Raw genomic sequence first — 11221 nt, 5'->3', positions numbered from 1 at the left:
CCAGCAAAAATCGCTGTACCGCAACATCCTGGTGCGCGAAGGCGAGGGCTACCGCTGCATGCAGTTTGGCCGTTTTCAGGCGCGCCAGACCTGCATCCAGATCGGCCAGCCGCACCGGCTGGTGCTCAACTACACGCGGGGACTGTTCACGGCGCTGTACCTGGCGCCGCAGCCGCCGCGCCGGGTGCTGGTTCTGGGCCTGGGCGGTGGCGTGATGCCGATGGCGTTGCGCGCCGTCGATGCCAATATGCACATCGACACCGTGGAGCTCGACCCCGCCGTGCTGGCCGTGGCGCGCTCGCATTTTGGCTACCGCGAAGACGCACGCCTGCGCAGCCATGTCGATGACGCGCGGGTGTTTGTGCGCAAGCAGCGCCGCGCCGCCGCCGTGTACGACCTGGTGCTGATCGACGCCTTTGACCGCGACTACATCCCCGAGCACCTGCTGACGCGCGAGTTTCTGCGGGAAGTCCAATCCCTGCTGGCCCCGCAGGGCGTGCTAGCGGCCAACACCTTTGCCGCCGGTACGCTGGCCCAGCATGAGGCCGCCACCTACCAGGCGGTGTTTGGCCAGCTCTACAACGTGGACATGCAGGGCGGCAACCGCATCATGCTGGCGCGCCGAGATGGCCTGCCGCCGCTGCCCGAGGTGCAAAAAAATGCGGCGCTGTGGGACGAGCGGCTGGCCCTGCTGGGCTTGTCATCGCGCGATTTGCTGCCGCGTTTTGCACCGCAGCCCAGCGCAACCGGCGTGCGGGTGCTGACCGACCAGTACTCCCCATCCAACCTGTTGCTGCGCTAGAGCAGGGCGCTTGCGGCAGAAAAGCCCGCACCGGGCCACGCGCGGCGCCCCGGAGATAGCGCCATATCGCTGCACGATGGCATGGGTTGGCGCATGGCCCGCCGGGGTGTTTTGATCGGCTGGCAAAAGCACGGCATCTGCTGGCAAAAGGCCAAAATAGCTTTCATAAAAGTGGCGCAATTTGTCACCTTTCGGCGATAAAAGTCCTTTATTTATCACGCAAAATCCGGTTTTTATGCCAACGCCACTGCCCACCATGTGGCGTGATTTGTGACCTGCGGGCCAGCGCCTTTGGGGCGCCACCGTGACCCGCCACCTTGAAAGAAAGACCCCCTCCATGCCCGCACCCGTTACCACGCCCGATGCCGCCACGACCCACACCGTGCAATGGCACCACACCCCGGCGGCACCCGCTGCACAGCCCGGCCCCTGGTCGGTGCAGGCCATCCAGGCGTTGCTGGACAAGCCTTTGCTCGACCTGCTGTTTGAGGCGCAAACCGTTCACCGCCAGCACTGGCCCGCAGGCGACATCGAGCTGGCCACACTGCTGTCGGTCAAAACCGGCGGCTGCCCGGAAAACTGCGGCTATTGCCCCCAGTCGGCAGAGTTTGATACCGGCGTGCAGGCCGACAAACTGATGGCGGTGAACGAGGTGGTGCGCGCCGCGCAGGCCGCCAAAAACGCTGGCGCCACGCGCTTTTGTATGGGCGCCGCCTGGCGTGCGCCCAAAGACCGCGATATTGAAAAGATGTCGGAGCTGGTGTCTGCCGTCAAAGGGCTGGGCCTGCAAACCTGCGCCACGCTGGGCATGTTGCAAGCACACCAGGCGCAGGCGCTCAAGGAATCAGGGCTGGATTACTACAACCACAACCTCGACACCGCGCCAGAGTACTACCAGGACGTGGTCAGCACCCGCGCCTACCAGGATCGGCTGGACACTTTGCAGTATGTGCGCGCGGCAGGCATCAGCGTGTGCTGCGGCGGCATTGTGGGCATGGGCGAGGCGCCCGTGCACCGCGCCGGGCTGATTGCGCAGCTGGCCAACCTCAACCCCTACCCGGAATCGGTGCCCATCAACAGCCTGGTGCGCGTGCCCGGAACGCCGCTGGCCGACAGTGCGCCCATTGATCCGTTTGATTTTGTGCGCGTGATTGCCGTGGCCCGCATCACCATGCCCACGGCGCGGGTGCGCTTGTCAGCCGGGCGCCAGCAAATGGGCGAAGCCGTGCAGGCGCTGTGCTTCATGGCCGGGGCCAACTCGATTTTTTACGGTGACAAGCTGCTCGTCACCGGCAACCCCGACGTGCAAGCGGATGTGCAATTGCTGCACAAACTGGGGTTGCAGGGGCACCAGATAAGTGCTATGGATTAAATAGCTGATAGCGCTCACCAAGTAAGGGTTTGAGGCCTATTTGGCTTCAAATTTCAGGGTTTGGGCTTGGACGGGTTCAGCGGGCAGGTGTTCACACCCAGCAGCGTATAGGCCGGGCAAAACCGGAAAAGCCCGGTCGCTAAAGGAATGGCGCCCAGCCACCCCCACCAGCCCACCGTGCCGGTGGCGGCCAAGGCCATCAACACCAAACCCACCACGATGCGCAGCACCCGGTCTATGGTTCCTACATTGGCTTTCATCATTGTTCTCCTTGAAAAAAAGGGCAGGCGCGGTTACTCAAAAGAAGGCAGTTCGGGCCGTGCCACGGGCTTGCCCGCAACGGCCCAGGCGTCAAATCCGCCCGCAATGGAGCGCACGTTCAGGTAGCCCATGTCTTGCATGGCGCAGGCCGCCAAGGCAGCGCGGCCACTGGTTTTGCAATACAGCACCACTTTCAGGTCACGCGCTTGCAGCGCCGGGTCGGCGCTGAGCTTGAACTCCAGCAGGCCGCGTGGCACCAGCACAGCGCCGGGCAGGTGGCCTGCCGCAAATTCGTCAGCCTCGCGCACGTCCAGCAGCACATCGGCATCAAGGATGGCTTGCTCAGCCTGTTCCACAGAGACTTCCTGGATGCGCGCCTTGGCAGTGGCGACTAGATCGTGGGCATTTTTCATGGATGATTTCCTGGGTAGATGAAGGTTCTGCATCGGCAGAGCAGGCCGCATCAGCAGCCGGGCTGTACGCCCAATTTGCGCAAGATGGTTTCCATCAGGCACCAGCGGGTGAGGGCGCTTTGCAGCAAATTGGCCCCGACAAACGCCGTGAACGCCAGCCACCACTGGCTGACAAACACCGGGCTGCCGGGCACCCCCAGCGCCAGAGACACAAGAATGAATATGCCAGCCATCAGCCGGACAATTTGCCAAGAGGTCATGGTGCGGTTTCTCCCCGATTGGAATGCATGAATGGATTTGTTCGCTTATTGTTTAACTAATCATCTAATTAGTCAATTGGCGTATCATAGATGGAATCCATCCGCGTCCATCCAGCCCGGACTGGCGGCCTATACGAGAATGCATGCCCCATGAAAAACTTACCTCCCGAGGCGCTGCAGCAGGTTGCAGCGTATTTCCAGGCGCTGGCCGAACCTACGCGGCTGCGCATTCTGAATTTTTTGCGCCAGGGCGAGCACAACGTGGGCGAACTGGCCCAGCTGTGCGGCTACACAGCGGCCAATATCTCGCGCCACTTGTCGCTGTTGAGCCAGCACGGCCTGGTGGCCCGCGAGAGCCGGGGCACCAGCGTGTACTACCGGATTTCCGATCCTTCCGTGTACGCACTGTGTGACTTGGTGTGCGACAACATCGCCCGGCAATTTGAACGTGCCGCGCAAAGCCAGCAGGCCCTGTTCAGCCGCGCCGCTGTCGTGAGCGACGCGGCCTGAAGTTACTCGTCCAGCAGGCGTGCACCCTGGTTCAGGATGACCGACTCGGCCCGGAAATAGCCCATCACCGTCGGAATGCTCTGGTGGCCGGTCAGCGCCATGGTGTCGGCCAGCGGCACGTTTTGCCGTCCGGCCTCGGTCACGAACCCCGAGCGCAAAGAGTGCGCTGAAAAATCCCCCTCGATGCCCGCCAGCGCGCAGCGCGCCTGCACGATGGTGCGCACCCCCGCACCGGACATGGCACCGCCCAGGTGCCCACCTTTCAGAATCCGCCGAAAAATCAGCCCCTCAGTGATGCCGCTGGCGTCGAGCCACGCCTGCAAAGCCGCACCCGCCTGACCGAGCACGGGTTTTTGGTTTTCCGGCTGGTCACGGCCTGATTGGTTGGTTTTGGAGTGGGCCAGGGTGTACACAAACTCGGCAGGCCCGATGCGCCGCAGCGATTGCAGGCTGGCGCTGGCCACTTCAGAACGCCGCCGCCCGCCACTGGCCCAGGCAAACAGCAGCAAGGCACGGTCGCGTTTGCCGCGCAAAGAGTCATCGCAGGTTTCCAGCAGGGCTTGCAGCGGGTCTTTGGTCAGGGCCGCCTTTTTGCGCGGCAAATCACCGCGTTTGGCGTAGGCCTTGCGTGTGCGCGAGAGCAGCTCGCGCACCTGGGCGTCGTGGCAGGGGTTGGGCACGGCCCGCATCTGGTGCGCTTTGGACATCACAGAAATCCGATGTACCAGCGTGGTGTGCGCCATCGGCCCGATCTTGCCTTTGTAGCCGCCAGCTACCAGCGCCTCATCTATCTCACGGGGCAGTTCGGATTGCAGACCCTTGGCCGTCATGCGCTGGGCGTGGTCCACCACAAATTGCAGCACGCACGCCACGGGCAATGGCAACTGGATTTGGCCACCGTAGCGCAGGCCGTACCACGCTGCCCAGTAGCGCAGCGCCGCCCGGTAGCTGGCCAGGGTGTTTTGCGATTCGCCTTCGCGCAGCAAATCCTGCATGGCGCTGCGCGTGACATCGTTCAGGGTGGACGGCTGCAAAGCCGTGGCTGGTGCAAGCAAAGACAGGTTCATGGGTATATGGCACTAGCTAAAATATTAAAAAATACATGTTACGTATGATGTATTACAAATATCAATAATAAAACACGATAACATTTTATTATCGTATTCTAATTTCAATCTATGCCAAACCATCCCATGCAATCCAAACCCGCCCGTGGAATCCAGTACGAGGACGTTGCCCAGGCGGCCGACGCGCTGCTGCAAGACGGCCTGCGCCCCACCATTGAGCGCATTCGCCAGCGCATAGGCCGTGGCTCGCCCAACACCGTGGGGCCGATGCTGGAGCAATGGTTTTCTGGGTTGGGCCAGCGGCTGGGCGGCGCAGCACATCCGCCAGGCCAGACCGATACGCCCGCCGCCGTGCTGCAAGCGGCCAACGCGCTGTGGGCCACCGCCCTCCAGGAGTCGCTGGCGCAGGCACAAGACGCCTGCGCCGCCCAGCGTGCGGCACTGGCCGATGAGGCCGCGCAGCTGCAAGAAGCCAGTACCCGGCTGCAAGCCCAAGAGCTGGCCTGGACTGAGCGCTTGCGGGCCCTCGAAGGCGCCTTGCAAAAGGCCACAGAACAATGGCACGAGAGCCAGCAGCGCGGGCAATTGCTCCAGCACACGCTGGCGCAGCGCGAAGCCGATATTGCCCAGCAGCGCACAGCCCTGGCCGACAGCGCACAGCAATGCGCCGGGCTACAACAACGACTGGATCACATGCAAGCGCAGGCGCAACAAGAGCGCGCCGCGCTGGAAGAACGCTGGCGCAGCAGTGAGCGCCATTGGCTGGAGGAGCTGGATCGCGCGCGCCAGGAGATCAAAAAAACCGTGTTGATTGCGCAAGATGCCATCCGTAAGCAGCAAGCGCTGCAAGCCGAACTGGACGCCACGCGCGCCGCACACCATGCCTTGGCCCTGGAGCACGCCAACCAGACCAGCGCCCTGCGCCAGGAACTGGCCAGCACGCAAATCCAAGCGGCACAGGCGCACACCTTACTGGCACAAATGCAAAACGCTGCGCTACAGCCCGCCAGCACAGCTACAGCCACGGCCAGACCCCACGCCATCAGCGCCGCACGCAGCATCCCGCTTGCCACCCGTATTCCACGCCGCAAACTGGGGAAAAATCGCTGACGGCACAATGGCAGCCATGAGATTCCTCCACACCATGCTGCGCGTTGGCAACCTTCAACGCTCGATTGATTTCTATACCCAAGTGCTGGGCATGCAACTGCTGCGCCAGTCCGAAAACCCCGAATACCAATACTCGCTGGCATTTTTGGGCTTTGAAGGTGGCAACCCCGCCCAGGCTGAAATTGAGCTGACCTACAACTGGGGCACCGAAACCTATGACCATGGCAACGCCTACGGCCACATCGCCCTGGGCGTGCCCGACGCCTACGCCGCCTGCGAAAAAATCAAGGCCGCCGGTGGCAACGTGACGCGCGAGGCGGGCCCCGTCAAAGGTGGCAGCACGGTGATTGCTTTTGTCACCGACCCTGATGGCTACAAAATTGAGCTGATCCAGCGCGCTGAAGGCGCCGGTGGCGCAGGCCTGCGCTGAACAAAAGAAAAGCGCCCTCGCCTACATTCCAGGCGTTGGGCGCTTGCATAGATTCAAAAAAGTGAGCTGCTTGCGCTTATCCTGCAACGCTTTCAGCTAGTTTTGGTGCTGAAAGCGTGATGTGCCAAGCGCTACACGCTCCTTTTTTGTGAGCATCAGATTTACTCCAGCACCACTTCCACGCGGCGAGCTTGCTCAGCAGGCCCGCCGAGTTGCGTTTCTTCGGGCTTTTTCAGCTCAATGCTGGCCTCGGCCACACCCAGCGCCAACAGCGCGTCGCGCACTGCCAGCGCGCGCTGTTTGGACAATTCGGCGTTCAGTTCAGCGCTGCCCGTAGCGTCATGAAAACCCGACACCAGCGCCTTTTTTCCAGCAGCCACGCCTTGCACTACGTCTGCCAACGCGTTGCTGGCGCCAGACGCCACATCGGCTTTACCAGACGCGAAATAGAACGTCACCACGCCGCCCTCCACGCGCACACTGGCCACATCCTCGGTGACGACTGCGACCTCGGCAACTGCTGCCTGCGCTGGCGCTGCTGCTGCGGGCTTCGGCGCGTGGGGAATTCCCCGTTTGTAGACCACTGTACCCACCACGATAGACACGACCAGCGCAATCAGTGCAAACAAAAAACCCAAGGCAAAACGTTGCTGGCTGTCGTCATCGGAACTGCTGAAAGACATATTGGAAACTCCGTAAATAATGGAATGGCGGATTGAGAAATCCCTGCAAATTCTAAAGTTTTGTATCAACGGCTTTGTCGTTTGCTCGGGTGCATGCCGTTCGCTGACCAGGAACCGATTGACTGCGCGGCCAGAAACAGCACATAGTGCGCATCGGGTCTTTTCATTACGACAGGGGTTTGAATCATGCGTACTTCTTCTGCTTTCTGGGGCCTTGTTGCTATAGCGTCACTGGCCGGTTGCGCTGCTTACTCAGCCGGGCCGACGGCCTTAGCCCAACTCCAGCCAACGCGCGCAAGTACCGTCACAGGCACAGTGCGTTTTGAACAATCTTCGAATGGTGTGGTGCATGTTTCTGGCGAGGTGCGCGGCCTCAAGCCGGGTGCCGAGCACGGGTTTCATATCCATGAAAAAGGCGATTGTTCCAGCGGCGATGGCCTGAGCGCAGGCGGGCATTTCAATCCATCCGGCAAGCCGCATGGCCACCATGGCATGGGCGAACACCACACTGGGGATTTACCCAGCCTGCGTGCCGATACCCACGGCGTTGCCACGTTCAGCTTTGAATCGCGCAACATTGCTGTTGGCAGCGGCATCAATGACGTGGTGGGACGCGGCCTGATTGTTCACCGCGATCCAGACGACTACACCACACAGCCCACAGGCAATGCAGGCCCTCGGCTGGCCTGTGCAGTGATCTCGCGCCAATAAAACAACACCTCACCTACCCTGCTGTGCCCTTGCCGTCGGCCTTGGTGATGATGGCAGGGGGCACAATGTGCGCTATGACCCGTCTCTCCTCCTCCATCGCCGACCTGCGTAAAAGCTACGAACGCGCAGAACTCCACGAAGACGCATCGCACGCTGACCCACTACAGCAGTTCGACCAATGGCTCAAAGAAGCCATCAATGCCCAAGTACCTGAGCCCAACGCCATGACCGTGGCCACCGTGGGCAGTGACCTGCGCCCGAGCACACGCGTGGTACTGATCAAGGGATACGATGCGCACGGCATCGTCTGGTACACCAATTACGCCAGCCGCAAAGGCCAGCAGCTGGCAGGCAACCCCTACGCTGCCCTGCAATTTCATTGGGTGGAACTGGAGCGTGTGGTGCGCATTGAAGGCACCGTAGAAAGAGTCAGCGATGCAGAAAGCGACGCGTATTTTCATAGCCGTCCGCTTGATTCACGCATTGGTGCTTGGGCCAGTCCACAAAGCCAGGTGATTTCTGGGCGTGGTGTGTTGGTAGCCAATGCGGCCAAATATGGTGCACAGTTTTTGTTGCAACCACCCCGCCCTGCACACTGGGGTGGTTTTCGCCTGCGGCCCGAACGCTGGGAATTTTGGCAAGGTCGCAAAAGCCGTCTGCACGACAGGCTGCAATACCGCCAGGATGGCGTGATCTGGGTGCGCGAGCGCTTGGCACCTTGATTCAAATAAAAGGGTTGGGCTCAATTGCCCTTTCTGATTACTTCTCCATTTTTTGTTTTTATATAAATAATGTAAGTTACATTAAAGTCATGGACATACCTCCATCACCTTCTTCTGCTCCTACTGGTGCATTGGTATTTCAGCGCTGGCTCGGTGCCGAAAGCAACAAAGCTTTTCACGCCTTGCGCGATGAACCCCAAAGCGTTTACGAAACCATCTGGAACGCTTGGCTGGAAAGCTTGCAGCCAAGCACAGATAAAGCACAGCCCTGCCCACCTGCACGCATACGCCAATGGAACGAGGCACGCGCCGAAGACGTAGCCCGTTTTCTGCGCATACGTGCAGGCCAACGGGCACACCATGAGCCAGAGCGACAACTTAGCGAAGTCACACGCAGACGCTATTGGCGCGTACTCGACCGGGTTTATGTCTACGCCGTACAGCAAGGCTGGCTGGAAACCAGCCCTGTCGCCCACCTGCCCCGTGCCGAGCGCCCACGCGCAGTAGAACAACTGGGACATTGCCTGCCGCCTGCACTGTGGGCACGTCTGCCAGCACAATTCCCCGACAGCGACTGCCTGCAAGGCGCCCGTGACCGTGCCATTTTGTTGCTGCTGTACGACCTGGCTTTGGCTCCAGAGGAAGTACGCGCCCTCACCGACGACTGTCTGCTTGATGACCTACGCCAGCCCTGGACGCCATCTTGCGGCGCATCACCCGCAGCCCTGCACATTGTCGGCGCACGCAAAGCCCAGCAACGCACCCTGCCCCTGACTCCGCGCTTGGGCACCGCCCTTGCAGCCTGGCTACAGTACCGCCAAGCCCACAATCCCGAACTGACAGGCCGCCTCTTTCATTCACGCAAAGGTGGCGGGCCGCTGTCCATTCGTGCATTGTTCCATGTAGCATCCAAAGTGATACATCAGGCCCATGCTGATACCCCCAGCAGTACGCAGCAATGGCCTCTGCACCGGGTGGGGCCACAGGTCATGCGCAACACCGCCATCGTCACCTGGCTGCGCGCAGGCCTCAGTGAAATGGAGATCGTGCGCCGCATCGGCGTCGAAAACACCCGCGCACTGGGCCATTTACGCCACCAACTCGAAACACCGACACCGGGCCTGTAACGTCTGCACAGACACATAAGGCAGGCACAATCAGCGCCCCAACTTCTGCCAGCCCATGAAAAGCGCACTTTTTATCGATTTCGACAACGTTTACAGCGCATTGCGCCGCCTCGACCTGCACTACGCCGAGCGCTTTGCCCGCCAGCCGCTGGACTGGCTGCGCTGGTTGACTGACCGCCTTCCGCTTCCTGAGCATGCCCCAACAGGCAGCAACACCCGACGCCTGCTAGTGCGCCGCTGCTACTTCAACCCACACGTCTATCAACGTTTTCGCCCCCACTTCAACCGCGCAGGCTTTGAGACCATAGACTGCCCGCCCATGACCACTGAGGGCAAGACTAGCACCGACATCCACATGGTTCTGGACATGGTGGACTTGTTGCAGCACGAAACCCGTTTCGACGAATTCATCGTCTTCTCTGCTGATGCTGACTTTACGCCGGTGTTGCGCAAACTGCGCCGCAGTGACCGGCGCACTACCGTGTTGGCGGTAGGTTTTCCGTCGGCGGCATACCAAGCATCGGCCGATTTACTGATCGATACCGACACTTTTGTACGCGACGCCCTGGGCGAGAACGATGACAACGACCACCTGCGCTTACCGCTGCGCCCTAGCACCTATTTCAGCAGCACAGCAATACCCCTCGCCCAACCCCAACAGGAAACCCGTGCAGACCAGCAAGATGTGCGTGAGCTCGCCACACAAATCATCCGTACCGAAGTAGCTAACTCCGATCTGGCCATCCCGCTGGCCCGTCTGGCCAGCAAACTGCCCACTCAGGTTCCAGGGCTGGACGGCGCCAGTTGGGCAGGACAAGGCAGCTTTCGCCGTTTTGTGGAAATACTCAACCTGGAGCCACTGCTGCTGGACTGGTCGCACTCCGGCGGCTACCTCTATGACCCGCGTCGGCACGCCTGCCCTCAGCCCCCCGCCAGCAAAAATCACCTGCTCGACTCCACCGACCCGCAACTACTCCAGCAGGTGTGCGATGCCACCGACGCCCCACATCTGACGCGGGCAGAGTTTCAGGGCCTCTGGAATGCCATGGCCACCGACCTGGCAGAGCACCCCTTCCACCTGCGCGAGACCGGCAAGCGTGTGCGTGACCTATGTCGCATTGCCCAATGCGATATCAGCCGTGAAGACGTCAATTGGGTGCTGCGCGGCCTGCTGATGTGCGGTCACCAATTTGGTCAAGGTCAAGACACACCGCAGCAGCTGGCCACCCAGATGGCCAACAACCTGGAAAAACTCTGTGCCCGCGAAGAGCTGTGGCTTGACGATGGCCAACGCAGCGCCGTTCGCCAGTGGGTGGGCGCTGACGTCGCCAGCATTTTTTAGGCTTCTGGTATAGAATGCGACAACTTTCCAGGGGCCGACTTTGGTTTCGACGGGGGTACTGATTCAAGTGGAGCGTGCCGAGCCTTCCAGTAAGCTCGTTAATCTTTCTGGAAAAAAAGTAACTGCAAACGACGAACGTTTCGCACTCGCTGCTTAATTGCCAGTGAGCCTCACAACAGCAAGCCGATAGGCTGGGCAAGGGCGGCGTAAGCTGTCCAGGCTGTGGGGTAATTTAATTCGGCTGGGTTTGTTTTGGGTAACTTAGAACAGACCGAGAAAATAGGTTACTGGTTGGGTATGCAGCGTGTCGCTGCGCGGCATACCAGACGAGATCCAAATCAGACGACTACGCATGTAGAACTGCTTGTTGATGGCTTTCGGACGGGGGTTCAATTCCCCCCGGCTCCACCA

14 protein-coding genes and 1 other RNA gene are annotated in these 11221 nt (G+C 60.6%); 10 read left to right on the top strand and 5 right to left on the bottom strand.

Annotation, left to right across the window (positions count from 1 at the left end):
• On the top strand, positions 1-802 hold an 802-nt coding region (locus PHX69_RS11660), incomplete at its 5' end, for a spermidine synthase (protein WP_288043845.1).
• A gap of 337 nt (positions 803-1139) precedes the next feature.
• Complete coding sequence (gene bioB, locus PHX69_RS11655) at positions 1140-2174, top strand: biotin synthase BioB (RefSeq protein WP_288043844.1); 1035 nt, start codon at positions 1140-1142, stop codon at positions 2172-2174.
• A gap of 53 nt (positions 2175-2227) precedes the next feature.
• Here bioB and PHX69_RS11650 read toward each other — a convergent pair whose 3' ends face one another.
• Genes PHX69_RS11650 through PHX69_RS11640 form a run of 3 tightly spaced genes read right to left on the bottom strand, consistent with a single transcriptional unit; the run spans position 2228 to position 3108 of the window.
• Positions 2228-2434: a YgaP family membrane protein gene (locus tag PHX69_RS11650; protein ID WP_288043843.1), complete on the bottom strand. Its 207-nt coding sequence runs from the start codon at positions 2432-2434 to the stop codon at positions 2228-2230.
• Between the two features lie 33 nt (positions 2435-2467).
• Entirely contained in the window at positions 2468-2848 is a 381-nt protein-coding gene (locus PHX69_RS11645; protein WP_119012614.1) for a rhodanese-like domain-containing protein, read from the bottom strand.
• 50 nt (positions 2849-2898) lie between these two features.
• Positions 2899-3108 (bottom strand): YgaP family membrane protein, encoded by a 210-nt coding sequence (locus PHX69_RS11640; protein WP_288043842.1) that lies wholly within the window; start codon positions 3106-3108, stop codon positions 2899-2901.
• 150 nt (positions 3109-3258) lie between these two features.
• On the opposite strand from PHX69_RS11640, the gene PHX69_RS11635 reads away from it, so the two are divergent.
• Positions 3259-3618, top strand: coding sequence for an ArsR/SmtB family transcription factor (locus PHX69_RS11635; RefSeq protein ID WP_119012616.1), 360 nt, complete (start codon positions 3259-3261; stop codon positions 3616-3618).
• Positions 3619-3620: 2 nt separating this feature from the next.
• Here PHX69_RS11635 and PHX69_RS11630 read toward each other — a convergent pair whose 3' ends face one another.
• The gene (locus PHX69_RS11630; RefSeq protein ID WP_288043841.1) at positions 3621-4685 is read right to left on the bottom strand and encodes a tyrosine-type recombinase/integrase; all 1065 of its coding nucleotides are present in this window, start codon (positions 4683-4685) and stop codon (positions 3621-3623) included.
• Between the two features lie 126 nt (positions 4686-4811).
• On the opposite strand from PHX69_RS11630, the gene PHX69_RS11625 reads away from it, so the two are divergent.
• Together PHX69_RS11625 and gloA are read left to right on the top strand one after the other, a co-directional pair.
• Complete coding sequence (locus PHX69_RS11625; protein WP_288043840.1) at positions 4812-5795, top strand: DNA-binding protein; 984 nt, start codon at positions 4812-4814, stop codon at positions 5793-5795.
• A gap of 16 nt (positions 5796-5811) precedes the next feature.
• Positions 5812-6225: a lactoylglutathione lyase gene (gloA, locus tag PHX69_RS11620; RefSeq protein WP_241524891.1), complete on the top strand. Its 414-nt coding sequence runs from the start codon at positions 5812-5814 to the stop codon at positions 6223-6225.
• Positions 6226-6386: 161 nt separating this feature from the next.
• Here the strand turns inward: gloA and PHX69_RS11615 are convergent, their stop codons facing one another.
• Positions 6387-6908 (bottom strand): OmpA family protein, encoded by a 522-nt coding sequence (locus tag PHX69_RS11615; RefSeq protein ID WP_119012620.1) that lies wholly within the window; start codon positions 6906-6908, stop codon positions 6387-6389.
• Positions 6909-7094: 186 nt separating this feature from the next.
• Here PHX69_RS11615 and PHX69_RS11610 point away from each other — a divergent pair, with 186 nt between their 5' ends.
• The 5 genes from PHX69_RS11610 (at position 7095) to ssrA (ending at position 11221) form a co-directional block, all read left to right on the top strand.
• Positions 7095-7619, top strand: coding sequence for a superoxide dismutase family protein (locus tag PHX69_RS11610; RefSeq protein WP_288043838.1), 525 nt, complete (start codon positions 7095-7097; stop codon positions 7617-7619).
• Between the two features lie 65 nt (positions 7620-7684).
• Positions 7685-8341, top strand: a complete 657-nt coding sequence (pdxH, locus tag PHX69_RS11605; RefSeq protein ID WP_288043847.1) for a pyridoxamine 5'-phosphate oxidase — start codon at positions 7685-7687, stop codon at positions 8339-8341.
• A 182-nt stretch (positions 8342-8523) separates the two neighbouring features.
• Positions 8524-9468, top strand: coding sequence for a site-specific integrase (locus PHX69_RS11600; RefSeq protein WP_288043837.1), 945 nt, complete (start codon positions 8524-8526; stop codon positions 9466-9468).
• A 55-nt stretch (positions 9469-9523) separates the two neighbouring features.
• A complete protein-coding gene (locus PHX69_RS11595; protein WP_119012624.1) occupies positions 9524-10810 on the top strand; it encodes an NYN domain-containing protein in 1287 nt (428 codons plus the stop codon).
• 30 nt (positions 10811-10840) lie between these two features.
• Positions 10841-11221: a transfer-messenger RNA gene (ssrA, locus tag PHX69_RS11590) on the top strand.

This window comes from Simplicispira sp., assembly GCF_028687295.1.
GTDB lineage: Bacteria > Pseudomonadota > Gammaproteobacteria > Burkholderiales > Burkholderiaceae_C > Simplicispira > Simplicispira metamorpha.
The sequence above is the reverse complement of the archived record's forward strand: the minus strand, read 5'-3'. Positions and strand labels throughout refer to the sequence as shown.

Bases quoted from the DNA above. Each gene is read 5' to 3' on its own strand.
- bioB (WP_288043844.1), top strand. From the start codon at position 1,140: ATGCCCGCACCCGTTACCACGCCCGATGCCGCCACGACCCACACCGTG.
- PHX69_RS11650 (WP_288043843.1), bottom strand. From the start codon at position 2,434: ATGAAAGCCAATGTAGGAACCATAGACCGGGTGCTGCGCATCGTGGTG.
- PHX69_RS11645 (WP_119012614.1), bottom strand. From the start codon at position 2,848: ATGAAAAATGCCCACGATCTAGTCGCCACTGCCAAGGCGCGCATCCAG.
- PHX69_RS11640 (WP_288043842.1), bottom strand. From the start codon at position 3,108: ATGACCTCTTGGCAAATTGTCCGGCTGATGGCTGGCATATTCATTCTT.
- PHX69_RS11635 (WP_119012616.1), top strand. From the start codon at position 3,259: ATGAAAAACTTACCTCCCGAGGCGCTGCAGCAGGTTGCAGCGTATTTC.
- PHX69_RS11630 (WP_288043841.1), bottom strand. From the start codon at position 4,685: ATGAACCTGTCTTTGCTTGCACCAGCCACGGCTTTGCAGCCGTCCACC.
- PHX69_RS11625 (WP_288043840.1), top strand. From the start codon at position 4,812: ATGCAATCCAAACCCGCCCGTGGAATCCAGTACGAGGACGTTGCCCAG.
- gloA (WP_241524891.1), top strand. From the start codon at position 5,812: ATGAGATTCCTCCACACCATGCTGCGCGTTGGCAACCTTCAACGCTCG.
- PHX69_RS11615 (WP_119012620.1), bottom strand. From the start codon at position 6,908: ATGTCTTTCAGCAGTTCCGATGACGACAGCCAGCAACGTTTTGCCTTG.
- PHX69_RS11610 (WP_288043838.1), top strand. From the start codon at position 7,095: ATGCGTACTTCTTCTGCTTTCTGGGGCCTTGTTGCTATAGCGTCACTG.
- pdxH (WP_288043847.1), top strand. From the start codon at position 7,685: ATGTGCGCTATGACCCGTCTCTCCTCCTCCATCGCCGACCTGCGTAAA.
- PHX69_RS11595 (WP_119012624.1), top strand. From the start codon at position 9,524: ATGAAAAGCGCACTTTTTATCGATTTCGACAACGTTTACAGCGCATTG.